This window comes from Pseudomonas sp. HT11, assembly GCF_044875395.1.
GTDB lineage: Bacteria > Pseudomonadota > Gammaproteobacteria > Pseudomonadales > Pseudomonadaceae > Aquipseudomonas.
This window is the reverse complement of the sequence record NZ_CP173217.1, coordinates 5114808-5138490: the sequence shown is the minus strand read 5'-3', so window position 1 is coordinate 5138490 and position 23683 is coordinate 5114808. Positions and strand designations below refer to the sequence as shown.

Genomic DNA, 23683 nt, shown 5'->3' with positions numbered 1-23683 from the left:
TACTCATCAGGAAAACACGACAATCGACTCAGTGAGTGCGGGTAACTTTGCTCAGGTGACGCGGCTGGTCGGGGTCCATGCCCCGGGCTTGCGCCAGGCCGGCGGCCATTACGTAAAAGCTTTGAATCGCCAGGATCGGGTCCAGGCTTGGGTGTTCGGCGCGGCTCAGGGTCAGGTCGCGCTCGGCGATATCGTCTGGCGCAGCCAGCAGCACACGGGCGCCGCGCTGGCGCATGTCGGCGGCCAGGCTCAGCAGCCCGGCCTGCTCGGCGCCGCGTGGGGCGAATATCAGCAGCGGGTAGTGTTCGTCGATCAAGGCCATCGGCCCGTGGCGGACTTCGGCGCTGCTGAAGGCTTCGGCCTGGATCGCCGAGGTTTCCTTGAGCTTGAGCGCGGCTTCCTGGGCGATGGCAAAACCGGCGCCACGGCCGATCACCATCAATTGCTGGCAGCCACGCAGGGCCTCGATAGCGGCGCTCCAATCCTGTTTGGCCGCTGCACGCAGTTCATCGGGCAGCGTGCGGCAGGCCTGCAGCAAGTCGTCTTCCTGGCTCCAGTGGCCAATCAACTGCGCGCTGGCGCTGAGGGTGGCGATGAAGCTTTTGGTCGCGGCCACGCTGTGTTCCGGCCCGGCGCAGAGCGGCAGGTGGAATTCGCAGGCGGCTTCCAGTGGTGAGTCTTCGGCGTTGACCAGCGAAATGCTCAACGCACCGCGTTTGCGCAGCAGGCGCAGGCTGTTGACCAGGTCCGGGCTTTGCCCCGACTGCGAGAAACCGAATGCCACCTGACCGCTGACTTTCAATGGCGCCTGCAACAGGGTCACCACCGACATCGGCAGCGACGCCACCGGAATGCCCACGTGCTGCATGGCCAGGTAGGCAAAGTAGCTGGCGGCGTGGTCCGAACTGCCACGTGCAATGGTCATCGCCACTTGCGGCGGCTGGCGGCGCAGGCGACCGGCGACTTCTTCCAGCAGCGGGTCCAGGCGTTGCAGTTGCGCGGCCACGGCGTCACAGGAGGCCAGGGCCTCTTCAAGCATTTTTGAAGTCAATGGTTTCTCCTTCGACCATTACGTCGGTGAGGTGCAGGGAGCGGTCCAGGCGTACGCAGTCGGCGAAGCTGCCGGGTTGCAGGCGGCCGCGTTCTTCCAGGCCCAGGTAATCCGCAGGAAATTGCGACAGGCGTTGTGAGGCTTCGCTGATGGGCAGGCCGATTTTCACCAGGTTGCGCAGCGCCTGGTCCATGGTCAGCGTGCTGCCGGCCAGCGTTCCATCCGCCAGGCGCACGCCGCCCAGGCATTTGGTCACGGTGTGGCTGCCCAGCTTGTATTCGCCGTCGGGCATGCCAGCGGCGGCGGTGGAATCGGTGACGCAGTACAGGCACGGGATCGAACGCAGGGCCACGCGCATGGCGCCGGGATGCACGTGCAGCAGGTCGGGGATCAGTTCCGCGTATTGGGCGTGGGCCAGGGCGGCGCCGACGATGCCCGGCTCGCGGTGATGCAGCGGGCTCATGGCGTTATACAAATGCGTGAAACTGGTGGCGCCGGCGGCGAGGGCGGCGACGCCTTCTTCATAACTGCCCAATGTGTGGCCGATCTGCATGCGCACGCCGCGTTGGCTGAGGGCGCGGATCAGGCCGTCATGCCCGGCGATTTCCGGGGCGATGGTGATCACCCGGATTGGCGCCAGGCGCAGGTAGGCTTCCACTTCGGCCATCAGCGCGGTGTGGGCGAAGTTGGGTTGGGCGCCGAGTTTGCCCGGATTGATGTAGGGGCCTTCCAGGTGCACGCCGAGTACGCGGGCGCTGCCGCTCGGGCGCTGCTCGCAGAAGGTGCCAAGCTCGCCGAGCACACGGGAGATCTCGTTCACCGGCGCCGTCATGGTGGTGGCCAGCAGCGACGTCGTGCCAAAACGCACGTGGGTGCGGGTGATGGTCTCGAAGGCGTCGACGCCTTCCATGATGTCTTTGCCGCCACCGCCATGCACATGCAGGTCGATGAAACCCGGCAGCAGGTAGGGCAGGTCGTTGTCAGCCGGATCGCACGGCGTGCCTTGGACGGCGACCACTTTGCCGTGTTCGTGCACCAGGCGGCCGCGAATCCAGCCGCTGGGCGTGAGGATGTTGTCTTCGGACATGGGCAGTTCTCTAAATGCGCAGTTCAGCGGAGTAGTCATGGCGGCGCAGCTCTGCGACGAAGTCGTAGTAGTCGTTGCGGCAGTAGGTGTCGGTGATTTCAATCGGCGTGTTGTCGGCGGTGTAACCGACCCGCGTCATCAGCAGCATGGCGGTGCCGGGGGCGATGCCCACCAGCTTGGCGAACTCATCTGAGGCGTTGATCGCCTGGATATGTTGCAGCGCGCGCACGATGGGCTTGCCGATGCTTTCCAGGTACTCGTACAGCGAATTGCCGATGGCCTGCGGATGCGGCAGCACCGAGGCGGGCATGGCGGTCATTTCAATCGCCATCACCGTGTCGTCGGCTTTACGCAGGCGTTTGAGGCGCGCCACTTTGTCGGTCGGCGACAGGCCCAGGCGGATCAGCTCTTCGTGGGTGGGCGGGGTGATGTCGCGTTCCAGCCACTGCGAAGTCGGTACAAAACCTTTGAGCCGCAGCATTTCGCTGAAGCCCGACAGGCGTGACAGCGGTTGTTCCAGGCGCGGCGTGATAAAGGTGCCGGAGCCTTGGCTGCGGCGGATCAGGCCTTGGGCGAACAACACTTCCAGCGCTTTACGTGCGGTCACCCGCGAAATGCTCAGTTGCTCGCTGAGGGCGCGTTCCGACGGCAAGGCCTGCTCGGATTTCCACTGGCCGGCATGGATCGCCGCTTCAAGGTTACGGGCCAGTTGCAGGTACAGCGGCGTGGATTGTTTCTCGTCGGGGCGCAGCGTCTGGATGGGATTCATCTGTGAAGTTTCCGATGCGGTTATTGGAGTGTTGTCGCCCGGTAATGGTCGGAAATTAATACCACTTAAATACCATGTCAATGCGGCCAAAACGGTGCGGAACCCGGTTTCAGGGCGCTTTAAGGGTGCGTGGTATCAAGTGGTATTAGAGAGGTCTTCATAGCGCGCAGAACTGGGCAGCCCGGCGCGGTGAACTGGTATTCACCGGCAGGCGCTGCCAGGGGCAGGAATTATTTTCAGATTATTTTACGAACGGTACGAAATTACGGCCGAATCTCGATCATGGTGCCGTCTTTGACCAGGTTCCAGACTTCGCGCATGTCGACGTTGCGCATGCCGATACAGCCATCGGTCCAGTCGAGGGTGTGGAACCATTGCTCCGGGTATTCCTCGGTGTCGGGCGTGCCGTGGATCATGATCATGCTGCCCGGTCTCACGCCTTCGCGGCGCGCGCGGGCAGAGTCGCTGATATTGGGGTAGGAAATGTGCATGGCCAGGTTGTAGCGGTCGCTGGTCTTGCGCCAGTCGATCCAGTAAAAACCTTCCGGCGTGCGGCGGTCGCCCTCGAACTGCTTGGTGCCCTTGGGGTTTTTGCCCAGCGAGATGCGGTAGGTCTTGAGCGGTTTGCCGTCGTTGATCAGTTGCAACTGGTGCGCCGACTTGAGCACCAGGATTTTCTCGACAGGTTTGCCGCCGAGGATTTCCACCGTGGAGGCCGAGGACAGGGTAACGAACGACAGGCAGATGAAAGCGAGCAACCAACGCATTGAAACGGTTTCCCTTGTTAGACGGTGCTGCCTGAAGGTGTTATTTGGCCGGCCGCGTCATCGGCGGCACCGACTCGCTGCGTACCGGGAACTGTTGTTGCCGGCGGTCAGCGAAGAAGCATTCTAAGGTACGCCCGACCGTGCGGAAAGCCAGCTCTGACCAAGGGATATCGGCTTCATCGAACAGCTTCACCTCAAGGCTTTCGGGCCCTGCGGCAAAGTCCAGGTCGACCAGTTCGGCGCGGTAGAAAATATGCACCTGGCTGATGTGCGGCACGTCGATCAGGGTGTAGATGCTCAGGTTGCGCACGCGGGCGCAGGCTTCTTCCAGGGTTTCGCGCATGGCGGCCTGCTCTACGGTCTCGGCGTTTTCCATAAAGCCTGCGGGCAAGGTCCAGTAACCCAGGCGCGGCTCGATGGCGCGGCGGCACAGCAGCACTTGATCGCCCCACACTGGCACGGTGCCGGCGACGATATTGGGGTTCTGGTAGTGAATGGTCGAGCAGTGATCACACACATAGCGCAGGCGTGTGTCGCCTTCGGGAATGCGCTGGGTAACCGGTTTACCGCACTGGCTGCAGAAGTTCATGCTGGGGTTCCTGGAGAGTGGGCCTATCTTGGCTTGGCGGGCAGGGCCCTGCAAGTTGTCGTTTCGCGACATGTGCCGGGTTTTGGGGTTGGGCACCCGCCCGCTTTGGTGCATGATGCAAGTTAGCCAACAGACCGAGATGACTCATGCTGGACGAGCTACTTCGCCGGGTAAGCAATCACACCCCTCACACACTGGAAACTGACGGGCGTTTCCCCGAGGCCGCCGTGTTGGTGCCGATTACCCGCAGTGACGAACCTGAGCTGATCCTGACCCTGCGCGCCAGCGGCCTGTCGACCCATGGCGGCGAAGTGGCGTTTCCGGGCGGGCGGCGTGACCCCGAAGACCCGGACCTGATTTTTACCGCGCTGCGCGAAGCCGAAGAAGAAATCGGCCTGCCGCCCGGCCTGGTGGAGGTCATCGGCCCGTTGAGCCCACTGATTTCCCTGCACGGTATCCGCGTAACGCCTTATGTTGGGGTTATCCCCGATTACGTCGAATACCTGGCCAATGATGCCGAGATCGCCGCCGTGTTCAGCGTGCCTCTGGAGTTCTTCCGCCAGGACCCACGCGAACATACCCACCGTATCGATTACCAGGGCCGCAGTTGGTATGTGCCCAGCTATCGGTTTGGCGAATACAAAATCTGGGGGCTGACGGCAATCATGATTGTCGAGCTGATCAACCTGCTCTATGACGACGCGCAGATCAGCCTGCACCAGCCACCCAAGAGTTTCATCAATACCTGAGCCATCGCTTGAATGGCACCGCCGTGAGGACACACCATGAAATACCGCCTGGGCGACGCCCGCGTCGAGACTCATCCGCAAAGCTGGGTGGCGCCCAATGCCACGCTGGTCGGCAAGGTCAAGCTGGAGGAGGGCGCCAATGTGTGGTTCAACGCGGTGTTGCGTGGCGATAACGAACTGATCCTGATCGGCAAGAACAGCAACGTTCAGGACGGCAGCGTGATGCACACCGACATGGGCTACCCGCTGACCCTGGGCACCGGCGTGACCATTGGCCATAACGCCATGCTGCACGGCTGCACCGTCGGCGATTACAGCCTGATTGGCATCAACGCGGTGATCCTCAACGGCGCCAAAATTGGCAAGCACTGCATCATCGGCGCTAATTCGTTGATCGGCGAAGGCAAGGAAATTCCCGATGGCTCGCTGGTAATGGGGTCGCCGGGCAAAGTGGTGCGCGAGTTGACCGAGGCGCAAAAGCGCATGCTCGAAGCCAGCGCCGCGCACTATGTTCATAACGCGCAGCGCTATGCGCGGGACTTGGTTGAGCAAGAAGAATGAACCCGATTGAACGCCCTGTTGCCTCGCCCTGCGTGAGTATTTGCGCGCTGGATGACGATGATATTTGCACAGGTTGCCAGCGCAACGTGGATGAGATTACGCGCTGGAGCCGCATGGACAATGCCGAACGCCGGGTGGTATTGGGGTTGTGCCATGAGCGGGCGAAGGCGAGTGGGTTGGTGTGGATGATTCCGGGGAAATCCGGCGCCTGAACCACCGCTATCGCAGGCAAGCCAGCTCCCACAGTGGATATGTGAATACATTCAAAAATGTGGGAGCTGGCTTGTTGTGGCGACCGGGCTTGTTGTGGCAAGCGGGCTTTGGGTGGCGAGCGGGCTTGCCCCGCGTTGGGCTGCGAAGCGGCCCTGAAACTGGCGCCGCGGTTTGCCTGACAAGACGCGGCGTTCTTAGTGGGGCCGCTGCGCAGCCTAACGCGGGGCAAGCCCGCTCGCCACAATGATTGCTGTGCATTACCCTGTGCGGCATTACCCACAGGTCCTTCCCCATGCTCTTCCTGATCGCCTACATCAGCAGCGTCGTGCTGATCAACTTTGCCTTCTCCACCGCCCCGCACCTGGACGTCATCTGGTCCGCCTGGGGTGGACTGGTGTTTATCCTGCGCGACATGGTGCAAACCCGCTTCGGCCATGGCGCGATACTCGCCATGCTGGCGGCGTTGGTGCTGTCGTATATCACCTCCGACCCGTCCATCGCCCTGGCCAGCGCCACGGCATTTGCGGTGTCCGAATGTATTGACTGGCTGGTGTTCAGCATCACCAAGCGCCCACTGCACGATCGCCTGTGGATAAGTTCGGCGCTGAGTATTCCCCTCGATACCTTTATCTTCTTCGGCCTGATCGGCGCGCTGACGCCGGCGGTGGCGGGCACGGCGTTGGTGTCGAAATTCGCCGGGGTCACGGTGGTGTGGCTGATCATGGCCTGGCGCCTGCGCAAACGCGCCGTCGCCAACTGAGGTCAATTCTTGCAGTTCATGTAAAATGCCGGCCTTTCTCCCCATGATCCGCTCCCCTGAGGACCTGAGATGACCCGAATCGGAACTCCATTGTCGCCAACCGCGACCCGCGTTTTGCTGTGTGGCTGCGGTGAGCTGGGCAAGGAAGTGGTAATCGAACTGCAACGCCTGGGCGTTGAAGTGATTGCCGTGGATCGTTACGCCAACGCGCCTGCCATGCAGGTTGCGCACCGTAGCCACGTGATCAACATGCTCGACGGCGCCGCCCTGCGTGCGGTGATCGAGGCGGAAAAACCGCATTTCATCGTGCCGGAAATCGAAGCCATCGCCACCGCCACGCTGGTAGAGCTTGAAGCCGAAGGCTTCACCGTGATTCCGACCGCGCGTGCCACCTCGCTGACCATGAACCGCGAAGGCATCCGTCGCCTGGCCGCCGAAGAGCTGGACCTGCCGACGTCGCCGTACCACTTTGCCGACACCTTCGAGGACTACAGCAAGGCCGTGCAGGACCTGGGCTTCCCGTGTGTGGTCAAGCCGGTGATGAGTTCGTCGGGCAAGGGCCAGAGCCTGCTGCGCAGCGCCGATGACGTGCAGAAAGCCTGGGATTACGCTCAAGAGGGCGGGCGTGCCGGTAAAGGCCGCGTGATCATCGAAGGCTTTATCGACTTCGATTACGAAATCACCCTGCTGACTGTGCGCCACATTGGCGGCACCACCTTCTGTGCGCCGGTCGGCCACCGTCAGGAGAAGGGCGACTACCAGGAATCCTGGCAGCCGCAAGCCATGAGCCCGATTGCCCTGGCAGAATCCGAGCGGGTTGCCAAAGCCGTGACCGAGGCGCTGGGTGGCCGTGGCCTGTTTGGCGTGGAATTGTTCATCAAGGGCGATCAAGTGTGGTTCAGCGAAGTGTCGCCGCGCCCGCATGACACCGGCTTGGTGACCTTGATTTCTCAGGACCTGTCGCAGTTCGCGCTGCACGCGCGCGCGATCCTGGGCCTGCCGATTCCGTTGATCCGCCAGTTCGGGCCTTCGGCCTCGGCGGTGATTCTGGTGGAGGGGCAGTCGACCCAGACCGCGTTCGCCAACCTTGGCGCGGCCTTGAGCGAACCGGACACGGCGTTGCGTCTGTTCGGTAAACCGGAAGTCAATGGTCAGCGCCGGATGGGTGTGGCGTTGGCGCGGGATGAGTCGATCGAGGCGGCGCGGGCCAAGGCGACTCGGGCTTCGAAGGCGGTTGTTGTAGAGCTTTAAAACCGCGTCGCGCCCATCGCAGGCAAGCCAGCTCCCACATTTGAAGGCATTCACAATTCAACATGTGGGAGCGGGCTTGCCTGCGATAGCGGTCTATCAGGCGACCTTGTTCAAGTCGTTATTGCGCGTCTCTTTCAGGCACAGCACAGCAATCAAGCTGAGCAACGCTGCCGCCGACACATACCCGCCGACATAACTCAGCCCGCCCATCGCCACCAGCTTGGTCGCGAAGAACGGTGCGGCCGATGCTCCGACAATCCCGCCCAGGTTGTACGCCGCCGAAGCGCCGGTGTAACGCACGCGGGTGGGGAACAGTTCCGGCAGCATCGCGCCCATTGGGGCGAAGGTCACGCCCATCAGAAACAATTCCAGTGCCAGGAACAGTGCGACGGCCCAGGTCGAGCCGTGGGTGAGCAGCGGCTCCATGGTGAAGCCCGACAGAATCGCAAGAATGGCGCCGACGATCAGTACCGGCTTGCGCCCGTAACGGTCGCTGGCCAAGGCCGCCAGCGGCGTCGCCAGGCCCATGAACAACACCGCAAAGCACAGCAGGCCCAGGAACGTCTCGCGGCTGTAGCCCAGCGTTGCAACGCCGTAACTCAGCGAGAACGCGGTGGTGATGTAGAACAGCGCATAGCACACCACCATCGACGCCGCGCCCAGCAGGACCGGCAGCCAATGCTGGCTGAACAGCTCCACCAGCGGCACTTTCACCGGCGCTTGCTTGGCGACGGCATTGGCGAATACCGGGGTTTCATGCAGTTTGAGGCGGGCATACAGGCCGACCATCACCAGCGCCGCGCTGAGAATGAACGGGATGCGCCAGCCCCAACTGCGGAACTGTTCGTCGTTCAGGCTCATGGCCAGGATCAGGAACAAACCATTGGCCGCGAGAAAGCCAATCGAAGGGCCCAGTTGCGGGAACATGCCGAACCAGGCGCGCTTGCCCTTGGGGGCGTTCTCGGTGGCCAGCAATGCTGCGCCGCCCCATTCGCCGCCAAGCCCCAGGCCCTGGCCGAAGCGCAGCACGCACAACAAGATCGGGGCCCACGCGCCGATGCTGTCATAACCTGGCAGCAAACCGATCAGCGTGGTGCACACGCCCATCAGCAGCAACGACGCCACTAGGGTTGATTTGCGCCCGATACGGTCACCGAAGTGGCCGAACAGCGCCGAACCCAGCGGGCGAGCGATAAAGGCGATGCCGAAGGTCAGGAACGACGCCAGCATCTGCGCGGTGCCGGAGGTCTGCGGGAAGAACACCGGGCCGATCACCAGCGCAGCGGCTGTGGCGTAGATGTAAAAGTCGTAGAACTCGATGGCGGTGCCGACGATGCTCGCGGTTGCGACCCGTGCGGTCGAGTTGAGCGGGGCGGCGGTTGCAGCCTCGGTATAGGTGGTGCTCATTGAGGTATCCCTGACGGTCATTGCGCGTTTGGACGCGGATTATTATTGGTCAAACACCCATGGATCAGGGGCGTAAGCGGGGCGGCTCGGGATGGGAGCAAACACCGGTCAGACACGGTAACGCAGTGCCTGGACGCGCTGAGTGCGGGTAGCACGCGGTCGGGCGGGGCTCTGGTAAGCCGTCCCGATTATAGGAAGGGGTTTGAACAGACAACAAGGGGGCGGGCGAGGATCTCTTGGCTGGAAACCGGATCGATGTGGGAGCTGGCTTGCCTGCGATACAGGCGCCTCGGTACATCAGGAGTACCGAGGTGATGCCATCGCAGGCAAGCCAGCTCCCACAGGGGCAATGTGTTTTGCCAGGAGGTCAGGCGGCGACGGGCACGCGGCTGGTGTGCCAGATCAGCACCTTGCTGACGCGGTTGTCCTCGGTCTCGAGGATTTCCAGGCGATAGCGGCCGATCTTCAGGCACACCGCGCAATCCGGAATGGTCTCCAGCGCTTCGGTCACCAGGCCGTTCAAGGTCTTGGGGCCGTCACTGGGCAGGTGCCAGCCCAGGCTCTTGTTCAGCTCGCGGATCGAAGCCGCGCCGTCGATGATGTAGCGGCCATCGGGCTGCGCTTCGATATGCGGGTTGTCCGCTGCCTGATCACTTTCGAATTCGCCGACGATTTCTTCGAGGATATCTTCCAGAGTGACGATGCCCAGCACTTCGCCGTATTCGTCCACCACCATGCCCAGGCGCCGCTGCTGCTTGTGGAAGTTCAGCAGTTGCAGTTGCAGGGGCGTGCTTTCGGGGACGAAATAGGGCTCGTGGCAGGCAGCGAGCAAGGCCTCTTTGGTCAGGCTGGCGTCGGGCAGCAGGTGTTGGATCTGCCGGGTATTGAGCACGGCTTCGACCTGGTTGATGTCACTGTGGAACACCGGCAGGCGCGTGCGCTGCGAGGTGCGCAGTTGCTCAATGATCTCCTCGACCGAGTCATCCAGGTTGATACCGTCCACTTCGCTGCGCGGCACCAGGATGTCGTTGACCGTGATGTTGTCCAGCGCGTGAATGCCGGGCATGCCGGGCGTACGATTTTCATCGGTCTCGGGCTCGGGTTCATCGTCGTGATCGGGCAGTGGCTCGTCGCTCTTTTTCACCACGCCGGATTTGCGTGCGAACGGGCGCAGCAATAACAGGCTGATGCCATTGAGCAGCCAGGCCAGGGGGTAGAGGATTTTCAGCGGCACACCCAGCAGCGTATTGCCAAAGCCCAGTACGGCTTGCGGGTGGCGAACCGCCAGGGCGCGGGGCAGGTAGTCGGCGAGCACCAGCAGGATCGCGCAGGAGATCAGCCAGCCGAGCCACGGGCCGTTCTGCGCCCAGGCATAGATTGCCAGCAGCGTGCAGAGAATCACCACGGCCGCACGACACAGGCTGTTGCACAGAATCAGGCTGTTACGCGGGAAGTTCAGGCGGGCGGCGGCCTTGTCACCCTGGCGTGTACCGGGGCGCAGGGCCAGCAAGTGCTGTTGTGCGGCTTCGATGGCGGTAAACAGCGCCGCCCATAACACCAGCAAGGCGATTACCGCGAGCATCGGCCCAAGGGGCAAGTTGTCCATGATCGCTGCCCGTCAGATATGCAGGATGTATTCGCGAACCAGCTTGCTGCCGAAATAGGCCAGCATCAGCAGGCAGAAACCGGCCAGGGTCCAGCGGATCGCCTTGTGCCCACGCCAGCCGAGGCGGTTACGCCCCCACAGCAGCACGCTGAACACCACCCAGGCCAGGCACGCCAGTAGGGTTTTGTGCACCAGGTGTTGGGCGAAGAGGTTTTCGACGAACAGCCAGCCGGAAATCAGCGACAGCGACAACAGCGTCCAGCCGGCCCACAGGAAGCCGAACAGCAGGCTTTCCATGGTCTGCAGCGGCGGGAAGTTCTTGATCAGCCCGGACGGGTGCTTGTTTTTAAGCTGGTGGTCCTGCAGCAGCAGGAGCAACGCCTGGAACACCGCAATCGTGAACATGCCGTAAGCCAGGATCGACAGCAGGATGTGGGCGAGAATGCCCGGCTCCTCGTCGATCACTTGCACGGTGCCGGTGGGGGTGAATTGCGCCAGCAGCACCGTCAGCATTCCCAGCGGGAATAGCAGCACCAGCAGGTTTTCCACGGGAATGCGGTAACAGGCCAGCAGCGTCAGGGCGATGACGGCAGCAGCGATCAGACTGGCGGCACTGAAAAAGTCCAGGCCCAGGCCGACCGGCGTCATCAAGTGAGTGAACAGGCTCGCGGCGTGGGCGAGCAGGGCGACGACGCCCAAGCCTACCAGCAGACGTTTATCCGCTTTTGTGCCTTGGGCCAGACGAGTGCCCTGATAGAGAGTCGCAGCGGCGTACAAAATGGCGGCGGCGAGGCTGGGTAGCAAACTGGGTGACAAGGGGACCATAAATCCTGATAGACAAGCCCGAAAGGCGCTGAGTTTGGCACACACCAACGCTGCACGAAAGACTCCCGGGCCAGACAGCGGGTGTGCACAGGCGCAGTCTTCGCTATAATCCGCGACCTGCCCACGCCGCAGGCTCGCCGAGCGCTGTTTTTAACAGCGATTTACCACAGCCTGGGCCGCCATTACCTCGGTCTACAAAGCATTTCGATGAATAGGGCCTGAAAGGATCGCGCATGTTTGAAAACTTGACTGACCGTCTCTCGCAGACGCTGCGCCACGTAACCGGCAAGGCCAAGCTGACCGAGGACAATATTAAAGACACCCTGCGTGAAGTACGCATGGCGTTGCTGGAAGCCGACGTGGCCTTGCCGGTGGTGAAGGACTTCGTCAACTCGGTCAAAGAGCGCGCGGTCGGCACCGAAGTGTCCCGCAGCCTGACCCCGGGCCAGGCCTTTGTGAAGATCGTGCAGGCCGAACTCGAAAGCCTGATGGGCGCGGCCAACGAAGACTTGAACCTCAGCGCCGTGCCACCGGCCGTCGTGCTGATGGCCGGTCTGCAAGGTGCGGGTAAGACCACCACCGCCGGCAAGCTGGCGCGCTTCCTTAAAGAGCGCAAGAAGAAGTCGGTGATGGTGGTGTCGGCCGACGTGTACCGTCCGGCGGCCATCAAGCAGCTGGAAATGCTCGCGGGCGAAGTGGGCGTGACCTTCTTCCCGTCCGACCTGAGCCAGAAGCCGGTCGACATTGCCAACGCGGCTATTAAAGAAGCCAAGCTCAAATTCATCGACGTGGTCATCGTCGATACCGCCGGTCGCCTGCACATCGATGAAGAGATGATGGGCGAGATCAAGGCGCTGCATGCCGCGATCAATCCGGTCGAGACACTGTTCGTGGTCGACGCCATGACCGGCCAGGATGCGGCCAACACCGCCAAGGCCTTTGGTGATGCGCTGCCGTTGACCGGCGTGATCCTGACCAAGGTCGACGGTGATGCCCGTGGCGGTGCTGCGCTGTCGGTACGTGCAATTACCGGCAAGCCGATCAAGTTCATCGGTATGGGCGAGAAGAGCGACGCGCTCGAGCCGTTCCACCCTGAGCGTATCGCCTCGCGTATCCTCGGCATGGGCGACGTGCTCAGCCTGATCGAGCAGGCCGAAGCCACGCTCGACAAGGACAAGGCCGATAAGCTGGCCAAGAAGCTGAAGAAGGGTAAGGGCTTCGACCTCGAAGACTTCCGTGACCAGCTGCAACAGATGAAGAACATGGGCGGCCTCGGCGGCCTGATGGACAAACTGCCGAACATCGGCGGTGTGAACCTGGCGCAAATGGGCAATGCCCAGGGCGCGGCAGAGAAGCAGTTCAAGCAGATGGAAGCCATCATCAACTCCATGACCCCGGCCGAGCGCCGCGACCCTGAGCTGATCAGCGGTTCGCGCAAGCGTCGGATCGCCATGGGCTCCGGCACCCAGGTGCAGGACATCGGTCGCTTGATCAAGCAGCACAAGCAGATGCAGAAGATGATGAAGAAGTTCTCCGCAAAAGGCGGAATGGCCAAGATGATGCGCGGCATGGGCGGTATGTTGCCCGGCGGCGGCATGCCAAAAATGTAAAGAATTCGAGCGGAAGTTCACTTCTGCTCCGACCCACAAGGATGTGGGATCTCCAGCAAACCCGCGGTTAGCGGGAGCTGACTCGCCGTTTTAACCGACGGCTCTATAGCAGATCTGAGTGGCACGCTGACTAGGCGCCAGAAAAAGACATTTGCAAAAGTCCGGATATTCCTTAGAATATGCGGCCTTTCGGGCACCTATGCCCGCTGTGCATTTAGATTTGCAGCACCGACTACAGGAACGATGTTCACATGCTAACAATCCGTCTTGCCCTTGGCGGCTCCAAAAAGCGCCCGTTTTACCACTTGACCGTAACCGACAGCCGCAACCCGCGCGACGGTTCGCACAAGGAACAGGTTGGTTTCTTCAACCCTGTTGCTCGTGGTCAAGAAGTTCGTCTGTCCGTGAACCAAGAGCGCGTAGCCTACTGGCTGAGCGTGGGTGCACAGCCATCCGAGCGCGTTGCAAAACTGTTGAAGGACTCGGCTAAGGCCGCAGCCTGAGCAATATGAACGCGACGCCAGCTGTTGCTGATGATTTGATCGTTATCGGCAAGATTTACTCTGTTCATGGCGTTCGCGGCGAAGTGAAGGTGTATTCCTTTACTGATCCGACTGAAAACCTGTTGCAGTACAAAACCTGGACGCTCAAGCGCGAAGGGAGTGTGAAACAGGTCGAGCTGGTCAGTGGACGCGGGAGCGATAAGTTCCTGGTCGCAAAGCTCAAGGGTCTTGATGATCGTGAAGAAGCGCGTCTTCTGGCCGGTTATGAGATCTGCGTGCCGCGCAACCTGTTCCCTGAATTGACCGACGGCGAGTACTACTGGTACCAGCTGGAAGGTCTGAAGGTTATTGATCAACTCGGGCAATTGCTCGGGAAAATCGATCATCTTCTGGAAACCGGCGCCAATGATGTGATGGTGGTCAAGCCTTGCGCTGGCAGCCTGGATGATCGCGAACGCCTGTTGCCGTATACCGAGCAATGCGTGTTGGCCGTCGACCTGGCAGCGGGCGAGATGAAGGTGGAATGGGACGCGGACTTCTAAGCGTGGCTAATTTGCGCATTGAAGTGATCAGTTTGTTTCCCGAGATGTTCTGCGCCATCAGCGAGTACGGCATCACCAGTCGGGCGGTGAAACAGGGGCTGTTGCAGCTCACCTGTTGGAACCCGCGAGACTACACGACAGATCGACATCACACTGTGGATGATCGCCCATTTGGCGGTGGTCCGGGCATGGTGATGAAGATCAAGCCCCTGGAAGACGCGTTGGTTGAGGCCAAGGCCGCCGCCGGGGAGAAGGCGAAGGTAATTTACCTGTCCCCTCAAGGCCGTCAGCTGAAACAGGCTGCGGTACGCGAACTGGCGAATGAGGAAGCACTGATCCTGATTGCCGGTCGCTATGAAGGCATTGACGAGCGGTTTATTGAAGCTCATGTCGATGAAGAGTGGTCGATTGGGGACTATGTCCTGTCTGGCGGCGAGCTGCCGGCGATGGTCCTGATAGATGCGGTTACACGACTGCTGCCTGGAGCTTTAGGGCATGCGGACTCCGCGGAGGAAGATTCCTTCACGGATGGTTTGCTGGATTGCCCGCACTACACCCGACCGGAGGTGTATGCGGATCAGCGTGTTCCCGACGTATTGCTAAGTGGCAATCACGCACACATCCGGCGTTGGCGTTTACAGCAGTCCCTTGGTCGGACCTATGAACGACGCGCCGATCTTCTGGAAAGCCGCTCGCTTTCTGGAGAAGAGAAGAAGCTGCTCGAGGAATACATCCTCGCGCGGGACGATAGTTAACAACGTATCGATGGTAGGTCCATTGACTTACCTTAGGAGCACAGCATGACTAACAAAATCATCCTTGCACTCGAAGCAGAGCAGATGACCAAAGAGATCCCTACCTTTGCCCCAGGCGACACTATTGTCGTTCAGGTGAAAGTGAAGGAAGGCGACCGTTCGCGTCTGCAAGCGTTCGAAGGCGTGGTAATCGCCAAGCGTAACCGTGGTGTGAACAGTGCTTTCACTGTTCGTAAAATCTCCAACGGTGTTGGCGTAGAGCGTACTTTCCAGACCTACAGCCCGCAAATCGACAGCATGGCCGTTAAGCGTCGCGGTGACGTACGTAAAGCCAAGCTGTACTACCTGCGTGACCTGTCCGGTAAAGCAGCTCGCATCAAGGAAAAACTGGCTTAAGTCCAGCTTCCGATGCAGAAAAAAGCAGCCTACGGGCTGCTTTTTTGTGCCTGAAATTTGTCCCTTGCCGGTACTTGCCCATGACCACCCGCCTCGAAGAAATCCAGCGTCGCACCGACCTGTCCGTGACCCACGTGACCAAGGCCGTATTTCCGCCGACTACCAACCACCACAACACCCTGTTCGGCGGCACTGCCTTGGCCTGGATGGACGAAGTGTCGTTCATTACCGCCACGCGTTTTTGCCGCTTGCCGCTGGTGACGGTCTCCACCGACCGCATTGATTTCAATCACGCGATTCCGGCCGGTTCTATCGTCGAGCTGATCGGCCGCGTCATCAAGGTGGGCAACACCAGTCTCAAGGTTGAAGTCGAAGTGTTCGTCGAGAGCATGAGTGCCGACGGTCGCGAAAAGGCGATCCAAGGCGTGTTCAGCTTTGTCGCGATCGATGCCGACAAGCGCCCGGTGCCGGTGCTGCCAGGGTTTGTTGACTGATCCTGAACCGAGTCGCGGCCATCGCAGGCAAGCCAGCTCCCACATTCGATCGATGTTGATGATGCTATCAGGCAAAACACAAAACCCATGTGGGAGCTGGCTTGCCTGCGATAGGATCTACCAGACACTCCAGTAATCAGCCTGAGCCCCTATGCCCGCCATTGACCATCCTCTGATCGACCGCTTTCTCGACGCCTTGTGGCTGGAAAAAGGCCTGTCGGACAACACCCGCCAGGCCTATCGCAGTGACCTCGCCCTGTTCAATGGCTGGCTGCAGGAAAAAAACCTCGAACTGATCAATGCCGGTCGCGAGCTGATCCTCGATCACCTGGCCTGGCGCCTTGAGCAGAACTACAAGCCGCGTTCCACTGCGCGTTTTCTCTCTGGCGTGCGTGGCTTTTATCGCTACCTGCTGCGGGAAAAGCTCATCGCCGCCGACCCGACGCTGCAAATCGACATGCCGCAACTGGGCCGGCCATTGCCCAAATCCCTGTCGGAAGCCGACGTGGATGCCTTGCTCGCCGCGCCCGACCTCAGCGAAGCCATCGGCCAGCGCGACCGCGCCATGCTCGAAGTGCTCTACGCCTGCGGCCTGCGCGTGACCGAGCTGATCAGTCTGACCCTTGAGCAAGTCAACTTGCGCCAGGGCGTGCTGCGGGTGATGGGCAAGGGCAGCAAGGAACGCCTGGTGCCGATGGGTGAGGAGGCAATCGTGTGGGTCGAGCGCTACATGCGTGATGCCCGCATCGAGTTGCTCGGTGGGCGGCCCAGCGATGTGCTGTTTCCCAGCCTGCGCGGCGAGCAGATGACCCGCCAGACCTTCTGGCACCGTATCAAGCATCAGGCCAAGGTGGCCGGGATCGGCAAGGCGCTTTCGCCGCACACGTTGCGCCATGCGTTCGCCACCCACTTGCTCAACCACGGTGCGGACCTGCGTGTGGTGCAAATGCTGCTGGGGCACAGTGACTTATCCACAACCCAGATCTACACGCATGTTGCGCGGGCACGCTTGCAGGATATGCACGCCAAGCACCACCCGCGCGGATGAAATTGCATCCGAAACGGCCCAATTTACCCACCGCAGTCTGCCCTCCGGCCCAACTGTGGTAGGCTTTGCCGGTTAGCAAAGGGGACGGTCAGACTTTTGTTTGCCTTGTGTGTATGACCCCGTATTTTCAGATCGGTGTTCCACACCCGTCCCTGCATCTGCCTTCAGGAGTTCCCATGCGCTTGACCCAGATTATTGCCGCCGCAGCGATTGCGTTGGTTTCCACTTTTGTTGTCGCCGACGACGCCGCCGAGCAAACGATTCGCAAGAGCCTGGCCAACCTGCAGCTCGACACGCCGATCGAAAGCATCAGTGCCAGCCCGATGGCCGGCCTGTATGAAGTCAAGCTCAAGGGCAGCCGCGTGCTGTACGCCAGTGCCGATGGCCAGTACATCGTTCAGGGCTACCTGTTCCAGTTGAAAGATGGCAAGCCGGTCAACCTGACCGAGAAAGCCGAGCGCCTGGGCGTGTCCAAGCTGATCAACGGCATTCCAGTGGCTGAAACCGTGGTGTACCCGGCCATCGGCGAGACCAAGACCCACATCACCGTGTTCACCGACACCACCTGCCCGTACTGCCACAAGCTGCACGCCGAAGTGCCTGCGCTGAACAAGCTCGGTGTGGAAGTGCGCTACGTAGCGTTCCCGCGCCAGGGCCTGGGCTCGCCGGGTGACGAGCAGTTGCAGGCGGTATGGTGCTCGGCCGACAAGAAAGCCGCGATGGACAAAATGGTCGATGGCAAGGAAATCAAGGCGGCCAAATGCGCCAACCCGGTTTCCAAGCAGTTTGCCTTGGGTCAGTCGATTGGCGTGAACGGTACACCGGCCATCGTTTTGGCTGACGGCCAAGTCATTCCGGGCTACCAGCCGGCGCCACAAGTTGCCAAACTGGCACTGGGTGCGAGTAAGCAGTAATCGTCGAGCCTTTGGCGATCATGCTCCGCCGAACAGTCGGCGGGGCATTAATTGAGAGCCGCAGTTGTGCGGCTGTTTTTCACGGCCGACCTTGAGTCGGCCGTTTCATGGGGAGTTCTTCAGTGAAACCGGTCAAAGTAGGCATCTGTGGGTTAGGGACCGTCGGTGGCGGCACCTTCAACGTACTTCAGCGTAATGCTGAAGAAATTTCCCGCCGTGCAGGGCGTGGGATTGAAGTGGCACAAATTGCCACGCGTACGCCAAAGCCTCAGTTCCAAACGACCGGTATTGCGATTACCAACGATGTCTTCGCCGTGGCAACCAACCCTGAAATCGATATTGTCATCGAGCTGGTTGGCGGCTACACCGTGGCCCGTGATCTGGTGCTGCTGGCCATTGAGAACGGTAAACACGTGGTCACCGCCAACAAGGCGCTGATTGCCGTGCATGGCAACGAGATCTTCGCCAAGGCGCGCGAAAAGGGCGTGATCGTGGCGTTCGAAGCCGCCGTGGCCGGTGGCATCCCGGTGATCAAGGCGATCCGTGAAGGCCTGTCCGCCAACCGCATCAACTGGGTGGCCGGGATCATCAACGGCACCGGTAACTTCATCCTCACCGAAATGCGCGAGAAGGGCCGTACCTTCGAAGACGTGCTGGCCGAAGCCCAAGCCCTGGGTTACGCCGAAGCCGACCCGACTTTCGACGTTGAAGGCATCGACGCCGCGCACAAGCTGACCATCCTGGCGTCCATCGCGTTTGGCGTCCCGCTGCAGTTCGACAAGGCTTACACCGAAGGCATCACCAAGCTGACCACCGCCGACGTGAATTACGCCGAAGCCTTGGGCTACCGCATCAAGCACTTGGGCGTAGCGCGCAGCACCCCGGCCGGTATCGAGCTGCGTGTACACCCGACGCTGATCCCGGCCGATCGCCTGATCGCCAACGTCAACGGCGTGATGAACGCGGTAATGGTCAACGGTGACGCGGCAGGTTCGACCCTGTTCTACGGCGCCGGCGCTGGCATGGAGCCGACCGCTTCGTCGGTGATCGCCGACCTGGTTGACGTGGTTCGCGCCATGACCAGCGACCCGGAGAATCGCGTGCCGCACCTGGCGTTCCAGCCGGATTCGCTGTCGGCCCACCCGATCCTGCCGATCGAAGCCTGCGAAAGCGCCTACTACCTGCGTATCCAGGCCCAGGATCATCCGGGCGTGTTGGCCCAGGTGGCGAGCATCCTGTCGGAGCGCGGCATCAACATCGAGTCGATCATGCAGAAGGAAGTCGAGGAACAAAACGGCCAGGTGCCGATGATCCTGCTGACCCACCGCGTGCTCGAGCAGCACATGAACGATGCCATCCGGGCGCTCGAAGCTCTTCAGGGCGTGGTTGGGCCGGTCGTTCGTATTCGCGTCGAACATCTAAATTAATTCAGCTGCAAGCGCCAAGCTGCAAGCTGCAAGTAAAAGCAGATCCACTGTTACTTGCAGCTTGTTACTTGAAGCTTGAAGCCCAAACCGAAGGTTTGCCCCTATGCGTTACATCAGCACCCGCGGCCAGGCACCGGCCCTGAATTTCGAAGACGTTTTGCTGGCAGGCCTTGCCACGGACGGCGGCCTGTATGTGCCGGAAAACCTGCCACGCTTCACCCAGGAAGAAATCGCCTCGTGGGCCGGCCTGCCGTACCACGAGCTGGCCTTCCGTGTGATGCGCCCGTTTGTCACCGGCAGCATTCCGGATGCGGACTTCAAGAAGATCCTCGAAGAGACCTACGGCGTGTTTTCCCACAGCGCCATCGCGCCATTGCGTCAGCTCAATGGCAACGAATGGGTACTTGAGCTGTTCCACGGCCCGACCCTGGCGTTCAAGGACTTCGCCCTGCAGCTGCTCGGTCGCCTGCTCGATTACGTGTTGGAAAAACGCGGCGAGCGCGTGGTGATCATTGGCGCGACCTCCGGTGATACCGGTTCGGCGGCCATTGAAGGTTGCAAGCACTGTGAAAACGTCGACATCTTCATCCTGCACCCGCACAAGCGCGTGTCGGAAGTGCAGCGTCGCCAGATGACCACCATTTTTGGTGAGAACATCCACAACATCGCCATCGAAGGCAACTTCGATGACTGCCAGGAAATGGTCAAGAACAGCTTCGCCGACCAGAGCTTCCTCAAGGGCACGCGCCTGGTCGCCGTGAACTCGATCAACTGGGCGCGGATCATGGCCCAGATCGTCTACTACTTCCACGCAGCCCTGCAGTTGGGCGGCCCGGCGCGTTCGGTGTCGTTCTCGGTGCCGACCGGCAACTTCGGCGACATTTTCGCCGGTTACCTGGCGCGCAACATGGGCCTGCCGATCAACCAACTGATCGTCGCCACCAACCGCAACGACATCCTGCACCGCTTCATGAGCGGCAACCAGTACGTCAAGGAAACCCTGCACGCCACGCTGTCGCCGTCGATGGACATCATGGTGTCGTCGAACTTCGAACGCCTGCTCTTCGACATGCACGGTCGCAATGGCGCCGCCCTGGCCGAGCTGATGAGCAGCTTCAAGAGCGGTGGCGGTTTCAGCGTTGACCAAGAGCGCTGGACCGAAACGCGCAAGCTGTTCGACTCCCTGGCGGTGGACGACGCACAGACCTGCGAAACCATCGCTGAGGTCTACGCCCAGACCGGCGAGCTGCTGGACCCGCACACCGCTATCGGTGTGAAGGCTGCGCGCGAATGCCGTCGCAGCCTGGATATTCCGATGGTCATTCTGGGTACGGCTCACCCGGTCAAGTTCCCGGAAGCGGTGGAGAAGGCGGGCGTAGGCAAGGCGCTGGAATTGCCGGAGCACTTGGCTGACCTGTTCGAACGCGAAGAGCGTTGCACGGTGCTGGCCAATGACTTGAAGACGGTGCAGGCGTTTGTCAGCCAGCACGGGAACCGTGGCAAGCCGTTGTAAGGCGAGCCGCGTAGACACGAACGCCGCTTTCCCTTCGTTGGGGCAGCGGCGTTTTTTGTTTCGGGAACCTCAAAACGGTCAACCATTGCGTAAGCAGTTATGTGCGGCCGTTTTTTGCCTGTCATGTTGCAAGCGCATGCTGGTTCACGTCACTCCCTGACGACCCCATAAAGACGATAAAGCGAACTTTCCTACGTCATAACCAGTCACTTAGGATAGATGCAGCTCCCGTTGAAACGATTGTTCCCGAACTATTGAGTGGTGATCGAGATGGAAAGTATCAGCCTATTGCTCGAAGAAGCACTGAGCCCTTATCAGGTGACATTGACCACCGCTGGTGTGCAAGACGAGTGCCTGGTGACCGTGAAGAACCCGGCCGGCGCCATCGTTGTGGAGCGTGAAGTCGACCGCGCGCAATTGACCGATAAACGCGTGCTGGTGGATGTGGTGGATTGCCTGCTGCGCGACCTGAAAATCGCCGAAGGGCGTCTGGAACCGTCCGTCATCGCGGCCTTGCGCAGCGCTGCCCAGACCCGCAATGGCGCCCTTGCATGAAGAATTGTTTAACTAGGGAAACTTCCTACAGCATGGCCGGTCAGATTTTGTAACAGCAAGAGCAAACATTGTGCTCCGGTGTTTGTGGCTTGTTGTACTGGTCTTTGTAGGCCACGTTTAACCCCGAAGTGTCTCCCCACTCTTCGGGGTTTCTTTTTGCCTGCGATTTGCCCTGTGATGCCTCAGGGGGTTGGTGAGTCCTGGAAAAAATCAGGGTTGTCACGCAAGTACTGTTCACGCGTGACCGGGTCCAACCACGACGTGTAGGACTGCTGTAGCTGCGCCTGTGGGATGTCGCGTAATACCTGGTCGATACGTGCCATGGCCTGGCGGCCTTGAGGCGTGTCCGAGCAACCGATATGCGTACGCTGATAAGGCGCTGAGCCCTTGATGGGATAAAACACCAGGTCTCGTGCGGCGATGCCCTGTTGCGTGGCGTGATAGCGGATTTCCGGCCAGTAGCCCAGCACCGCCTCCAGCCGCCCAAGACGTTGCATTTGCAGCAGGCTGCCAAGGGCGTCATTGCCGTAATGCAGCGCCAGAATGTGCGGATCGGCGCCTTTTAGCTGTTCATCGATGACGGGGCCGTAACTGCGTTCGGCCGTGGCGCCGATGCGTGCTTTGTGGGCGTCGAGGAAGGCTTGCAGGTCAAATTGTTCATTGACGATAAAGGGCGCCATTGCCGCCTGCTGGCTTCGTCGAATGGCTACGCCGTTGCTCGCCACCGCAAACGCCTGGGCGGAAAACACAATGTACTTCGCGCGTTCCGGCGTCCACAGCAGTAACGGATCGCAGGTCAGGGAGTCAGCGCGCAGCATCTGGATGCCGCGGGCGCGATTGACGTGCATCACGGTGTGTCGGTATTGCGGCAGACGCTCGCTGAGCACTGGCAGCAATTGATCCAATGCCCCTTGGCCTTTCTGTGGGCCCTCGAAGATGATCAGCGGCGGCAGGTCGCGCAGCAACCAGATTATCTTGTCCTCGGCACGCGCGGCGAGCGGCCATACGCCGAACATCGCGCCGACAAAGCACAGGGGAATGGACCAGCGTCTACACGGGCCAGCCATCAGATCGCGCCGCCCTCGCGCAAGCGGGCGATGGCCGCCGTGTCGTAGCCCAATTGGTTAAGCACCTCGCTATTGTGCTCGCCCAACTGCGGCCCGACCCATTCACAACTGCCGGGCGTGTCCGACAGCTTGGGCACGATCCCCGGCATTTTGAACTCCTTGCCGCCCGGCAACTGAGCCTTGAGGAACATTTCCCGCGCCAGAAACTGCGGGTCGCCAAGCATGTCTTCGGCGCTGTAGATGCGGCTGGCGGGCACCTCGGCCTGGTTGAGCTGCTCGACCACTCGGTCCAGAGGCAGCGAATTGACCCAGCGGTCGATCACGCCATACAGCTCGTCACGGCGGCTGTCGCGTCCATCATTGCTCGCCAAGGTCGGATCGTTGGCCAGGTCCTCACGCCCAATCGCCGACATGAAGCGCTTGAAGATCGCATCGCCATTGGCCCCAATCTGCACATGCTTGCCGTCGGCGCTGGTATGGATCGAAGACGGCGTGATGCCGGGCATGATGTTGCCGGTGCGTTCGCGGATAAACCCGAACACATCAAACTCCGGGATCATGCTCTCCATCATCGCGAAGATAGCTTCATACAGCGCCACGTCCACCACCTGGCCAAGCCCGCCGTTGACTTCGCGATGACGCAGCGCCATCAGCGCACCAATCACCGCCCATAAGGCCGCTATCGAATCGCCGATGGAAATCCCGGTGCGTACCGGTGGGCGATCTTCGAAACCGGTGATATAGCGCAAACCGCCCATGGATTCGCCCACCGCGCCGAACCCTGGCTGGTCCTTCATTGGCCCGGTCTGGCCAAAACCTGAAAGCCGTACCATCACCAGCTTCGGGTTCAGGGCATGCAGGGTTTCCCAGCTCAAACCGAGTTTTTCCAGTACCCCGGGGCGAAAGTTTTCGATCAGGATGTCGGCGTCTGCCAGCAATTGTTTGAGAATCGCCAGGCCATCCGGGTGCTTGAGGTTCAGCGTCAGCGACTTCTTGTTGCGCGCCTGCACAAACCACCACAGCGACGTGCCCTCATACAGCTTGCGCCATTTACGCAGTGGGTCGCCGCCATCAGGGGATTCGACCTTGATCACCTCGGCCCCGAATTCGGCACAGATACGTGACGCAAACGGTCCGGCGATCAGGGTGCCCAGTTCGATGACTTTCAGGCCGGCAAGCGGTTTGGCATTAAACGACATGAGGATCCTTAGCAGCGTGGGGCGG

General features: G+C 60.7%; 26 protein-coding genes. 16 read left to right on the top strand and 10 right to left on the bottom strand.

Translation table 11 applies throughout. The features are described 5' to 3' along the window. Positions 1 to 28: 28 nt before the first annotated feature. The 5 genes from ABWL43_RS23800 to ABWL43_RS23780 form a co-directional block, all read right to left on the bottom strand. On the bottom strand, positions 29 to 1051 hold the full coding sequence (locus ABWL43_RS23800) for an SIS domain-containing protein (RefSeq protein ID WP_404484740.1): 1023 nt from the start codon (positions 1049 to 1051) through the stop codon (positions 29 to 31). Continuing rightward, positions 1032 to 2138, bottom strand: coding sequence for an N-acetylglucosamine-6-phosphate deacetylase (gene nagA / locus ABWL43_RS23795; protein WP_145164154.1), 1107 nt, complete (start codon positions 2136 to 2138; stop codon positions 1032 to 1034). The genes ABWL43_RS23800 and nagA overlap by 20 nt, the downstream gene beginning before the upstream one ends. 10 nt (positions 2139 to 2148) lie before the next feature. Beyond that, entirely contained in the window at positions 2149 to 2907 is a 759-nt protein-coding gene (locus ABWL43_RS23790) for a GntR family transcriptional regulator (RefSeq protein WP_106578301.1), read from the bottom strand. A gap of 263 nt (positions 2908 to 3170) precedes the next feature. After that, a complete protein-coding gene (locus ABWL43_RS23785; protein ID WP_145164152.1) occupies positions 3171 to 3674 on the bottom strand; it encodes a murein L,D-transpeptidase family protein in 504 nt (167 codons plus the stop codon). A 40-nt stretch (positions 3675 to 3714) separates the two neighbouring features. After that, positions 3715 to 4263, bottom strand: a complete 549-nt coding sequence (locus tag ABWL43_RS23780) for an NUDIX hydrolase (protein ID WP_404484737.1) — start codon at positions 4261 to 4263, stop codon at positions 3715 to 3717. A 146-nt stretch (positions 4264 to 4409) separates the two neighbouring features. On the opposite strand from ABWL43_RS23780, the gene ABWL43_RS23775 reads away from it, so the two are divergent. The 5 genes from ABWL43_RS23775 to purT all read left to right on the top strand — a co-directional run bounded on the left by ABWL43_RS23775 (position 4410) and on the right by purT (position 7797). Beyond that, entirely contained in the window at positions 4410 to 5012 is a 603-nt protein-coding gene (locus tag ABWL43_RS23775; RefSeq protein WP_060754282.1) for a CoA pyrophosphatase, read from the top strand. Between the two features lie 36 nt (positions 5013 to 5048). Next, positions 5049 to 5573, top strand: a complete 525-nt coding sequence (locus ABWL43_RS23770; RefSeq protein ID WP_106578304.1) for a gamma carbonic anhydrase family protein — start codon at positions 5049 to 5051, stop codon at positions 5571 to 5573. Continuing rightward, positions 5570 to 5785, top strand: a complete 216-nt coding sequence (locus ABWL43_RS23765; RefSeq protein WP_145164145.1) for a DUF1289 domain-containing protein — start codon at positions 5570 to 5572, stop codon at positions 5783 to 5785. The genes ABWL43_RS23770 and ABWL43_RS23765 overlap by 4 nt, the downstream gene beginning before the upstream one ends. 293 nt (positions 5786 to 6078) lie before the next feature. Next, positions 6079 to 6546 carry a VUT family protein gene (locus ABWL43_RS23760; RefSeq protein ID WP_106578306.1) on the top strand — a complete coding sequence of 156 codons (468 nt, stop codon included), beginning with the start codon at positions 6079 to 6081 and terminating at the stop codon, positions 6544 to 6546. A 69-nt stretch (positions 6547 to 6615) separates the two neighbouring features. Continuing rightward, positions 6616 to 7797 carry a formate-dependent phosphoribosylglycinamide formyltransferase gene (purT, locus tag ABWL43_RS23755; protein WP_017139720.1) on the top strand — a complete coding sequence of 394 codons (1182 nt, stop codon included), beginning with the start codon at positions 6616 to 6618 and terminating at the stop codon, positions 7795 to 7797. 96 nt (positions 7798 to 7893) lie between these two features. On the opposite strand, the gene ABWL43_RS23750 is transcribed toward purT, so the two are convergent. The 3 genes from ABWL43_RS23750 to ABWL43_RS23740 all read right to left on the bottom strand — a co-directional run bounded on the left by ABWL43_RS23750 (position 7894) and on the right by ABWL43_RS23740 (position 11635). After that, positions 7894 to 9204: an MFS transporter gene (locus ABWL43_RS23750; RefSeq protein ID WP_145164143.1), complete on the bottom strand. Its 1311-nt coding sequence runs from the start codon at positions 9202 to 9204 to the stop codon at positions 7894 to 7896. Positions 9205 to 9571: 367 nt separating this feature from the next. After that, entirely contained in the window at positions 9572 to 10810 is a 1239-nt protein-coding gene (locus ABWL43_RS23745) for a transporter associated domain-containing protein (RefSeq protein WP_369302119.1), read from the bottom strand. A 12-nt stretch (positions 10811 to 10822) separates the two neighbouring features. Further along, positions 10823 to 11635 carry an inner membrane protein YpjD gene (locus ABWL43_RS23740; protein WP_106578310.1) on the bottom strand — a complete coding sequence of 271 codons (813 nt, stop codon included), beginning with the start codon at positions 11633 to 11635 and terminating at the stop codon, positions 10823 to 10825. Between the two features lie 233 nt (positions 11636 to 11868). On the opposite strand from ABWL43_RS23740, the gene ffh reads away from it, so the two are divergent. The 11 genes from ffh to ABWL43_RS23685 all read left to right on the top strand — a co-directional run bounded on the left by ffh (position 11869) and on the right by ABWL43_RS23685 (position 21392). Further along, positions 11869 to 13245: a signal recognition particle protein gene (gene ffh, locus ABWL43_RS23735; protein WP_010207982.1), complete on the top strand. Its 1377-nt coding sequence runs from the start codon at positions 11869 to 11871 to the stop codon at positions 13243 to 13245. A gap of 251 nt (positions 13246 to 13496) precedes the next feature. Beyond that, complete coding sequence (gene rpsP / locus ABWL43_RS23730; RefSeq protein ID WP_003175899.1) at positions 13497 to 13748, top strand: 30S ribosomal protein S16; 252 nt, start codon at positions 13497 to 13499, stop codon at positions 13746 to 13748. A gap of 5 nt (positions 13749 to 13753) precedes the next feature. Then, entirely contained in the window at positions 13754 to 14290 is a 537-nt protein-coding gene (rimM, locus tag ABWL43_RS23725; RefSeq protein ID WP_003175898.1) for a ribosome maturation factor RimM, read from the top strand. Further along, complete coding sequence (trmD, locus tag ABWL43_RS23720; RefSeq protein ID WP_262209844.1) at positions 14272 to 15045, top strand: tRNA (guanosine(37)-N1)-methyltransferase TrmD; 774 nt, start codon at positions 14272 to 14274, stop codon at positions 15043 to 15045. The genes rimM and trmD overlap by 19 nt, the downstream gene beginning before the upstream one ends. Before the next feature lie 45 nt (positions 15046 to 15090). Beyond that, positions 15091 to 15441 (top strand): 50S ribosomal protein L19, encoded by a 351-nt coding sequence (gene rplS / locus ABWL43_RS23715; protein WP_003175895.1) that lies wholly within the window; start codon positions 15091 to 15093, stop codon positions 15439 to 15441. 80 nt (positions 15442 to 15521) lie between these two features. Next, complete coding sequence (locus ABWL43_RS23710; protein WP_003193963.1) at positions 15522 to 15935, top strand: acyl-CoA thioesterase; 414 nt, start codon at positions 15522 to 15524, stop codon at positions 15933 to 15935. A 151-nt stretch (positions 15936 to 16086) separates the two neighbouring features. Then, entirely contained in the window at positions 16087 to 16983 is an 897-nt protein-coding gene (gene xerD, locus ABWL43_RS23705; RefSeq protein ID WP_262209842.1) for a site-specific tyrosine recombinase XerD, read from the top strand. A gap of 176 nt (positions 16984 to 17159) precedes the next feature. Then, positions 17160 to 17897, top strand: coding sequence for a thioredoxin fold domain-containing protein (locus ABWL43_RS23700; protein ID WP_145164137.1), 738 nt, complete (start codon positions 17160 to 17162; stop codon positions 17895 to 17897). 122 nt (positions 17898 to 18019) lie between these two features. Continuing rightward, positions 18020 to 19324: a homoserine dehydrogenase gene (locus ABWL43_RS23695; RefSeq protein ID WP_106578313.1), complete on the top strand. Its 1305-nt coding sequence runs from the start codon at positions 18020 to 18022 to the stop codon at positions 19322 to 19324. A 103-nt stretch (positions 19325 to 19427) separates the two neighbouring features. Then, positions 19428 to 20837, top strand: coding sequence for a threonine synthase (thrC, locus tag ABWL43_RS23690; protein ID WP_119736873.1), 1410 nt, complete (start codon positions 19428 to 19430; stop codon positions 20835 to 20837). 270 nt (positions 20838 to 21107) lie between these two features. Then, complete coding sequence (locus ABWL43_RS23685) at positions 21108 to 21392, top strand: DUF3509 domain-containing protein (protein ID WP_106578316.1); 285 nt, start codon at positions 21108 to 21110, stop codon at positions 21390 to 21392. Positions 21393 to 21574: 182 nt separating this feature from the next. On the opposite strand, the gene ABWL43_RS23680 is transcribed toward ABWL43_RS23685, so the two are convergent. Beyond that, positions 21575 to 22459 (bottom strand): TIGR02285 family protein, encoded by an 885-nt coding sequence (locus tag ABWL43_RS23680; protein ID WP_404484723.1) that lies wholly within the window; start codon positions 22457 to 22459, stop codon positions 21575 to 21577. Then, positions 22459 to 23658, bottom strand: coding sequence for a CaiB/BaiF CoA transferase family protein (locus tag ABWL43_RS23675; RefSeq protein WP_404484720.1), 1200 nt, complete (start codon positions 23656 to 23658; stop codon positions 22459 to 22461). The genes ABWL43_RS23680 and ABWL43_RS23675 overlap by 1 nt, the downstream gene beginning before the upstream one ends. Positions 23659 to 23683 lie beyond the last annotated feature (25 nt).

Coding starts and splice junctions, on each gene's coding strand:
- nagA (WP_145164154.1), bottom strand. CDS start 2,138: ATGTCCGAAGACAACATCCTCACGCCCAGCGGCTGGATTCGCGGCCGC.
- ABWL43_RS23685 (WP_106578316.1), top strand. CDS start 21,108: ATGGAAAGTATCAGCCTATTGCTCGAAGAAGCACTGAGCCCTTATCAG.
- ABWL43_RS23745 (WP_369302119.1), bottom strand. CDS start 10,810: ATGGACAACTTGCCCCTTGGGCCGATGCTCGCGGTAATCGCCTTGCTG.
- ABWL43_RS23740 (WP_106578310.1), bottom strand. CDS start 11,635: ATGGTCCCCTTGTCACCCAGTTTGCTACCCAGCCTCGCCGCCGCCATT.
- rimM (WP_003175898.1), top strand. CDS start 13,754: ATGAACGCGACGCCAGCTGTTGCTGATGATTTGATCGTTATCGGCAAG.
- ABWL43_RS23680 (WP_404484723.1), bottom strand. CDS start 22,459: ATGGCTGGCCCGTGTAGACGCTGGTCCATTCCCCTGTGCTTTGTCGGC.
- ABWL43_RS23760 (WP_106578306.1), top strand. CDS start 6,079: ATGCTCTTCCTGATCGCCTACATCAGCAGCGTCGTGCTGATCAACTTT.
- xerD (WP_262209842.1), top strand. CDS start 16,087: ATGCCCGCCATTGACCATCCTCTGATCGACCGCTTTCTCGACGCCTTG.
- ABWL43_RS23780 (WP_404484737.1), bottom strand. CDS start 4,263: ATGAACTTCTGCAGCCAGTGCGGTAAACCGGTTACCCAGCGCATTCCC.
- ffh (WP_010207982.1), top strand. CDS start 11,869: ATGTTTGAAAACTTGACTGACCGTCTCTCGCAGACGCTGCGCCACGTA.
- ABWL43_RS23790 (WP_106578301.1), bottom strand. CDS start 2,907: ATGAATCCCATCCAGACGCTGCGCCCCGACGAGAAACAATCCACGCCG.
- trmD (WP_262209844.1), top strand. CDS start 14,272: ATGGGACGCGGACTTCTAAGCGTGGCTAATTTGCGCATTGAAGTGATC.
- ABWL43_RS23710 (WP_003193963.1), top strand. CDS start 15,522: ATGACCACCCGCCTCGAAGAAATCCAGCGTCGCACCGACCTGTCCGTG.
- rplS (WP_003175895.1), top strand. CDS start 15,091: ATGACTAACAAAATCATCCTTGCACTCGAAGCAGAGCAGATGACCAAA.
- ABWL43_RS23700 (WP_145164137.1), top strand. CDS start 17,160: ATGCGCTTGACCCAGATTATTGCCGCCGCAGCGATTGCGTTGGTTTCC.
- purT (WP_017139720.1), top strand. CDS start 6,616: ATGACCCGAATCGGAACTCCATTGTCGCCAACCGCGACCCGCGTTTTG.
- ABWL43_RS23750 (WP_145164143.1), bottom strand. CDS start 9,204: ATGAGCACCACCTATACCGAGGCTGCAACCGCCGCCCCGCTCAACTCG.
- ABWL43_RS23775 (WP_060754282.1), top strand. CDS start 4,410: ATGCTGGACGAGCTACTTCGCCGGGTAAGCAATCACACCCCTCACACA.
- ABWL43_RS23785 (WP_145164152.1), bottom strand. CDS start 3,674: ATGCGTTGGTTGCTCGCTTTCATCTGCCTGTCGTTCGTTACCCTGTCC.
- thrC (WP_119736873.1), top strand. CDS start 19,428: ATGCGTTACATCAGCACCCGCGGCCAGGCACCGGCCCTGAATTTCGAA.
- ABWL43_RS23675 (WP_404484720.1), bottom strand. CDS start 23,658: ATGTCGTTTAATGCCAAACCGCTTGCCGGCCTGAAAGTCATCGAACTG.
- ABWL43_RS23765 (WP_145164145.1), top strand. CDS start 5,570: ATGAACCCGATTGAACGCCCTGTTGCCTCGCCCTGCGTGAGTATTTGC.
- ABWL43_RS23770 (WP_106578304.1), top strand. CDS start 5,049: ATGAAATACCGCCTGGGCGACGCCCGCGTCGAGACTCATCCGCAAAGC.
- rpsP (WP_003175899.1), top strand. CDS start 13,497: ATGCTAACAATCCGTCTTGCCCTTGGCGGCTCCAAAAAGCGCCCGTTT.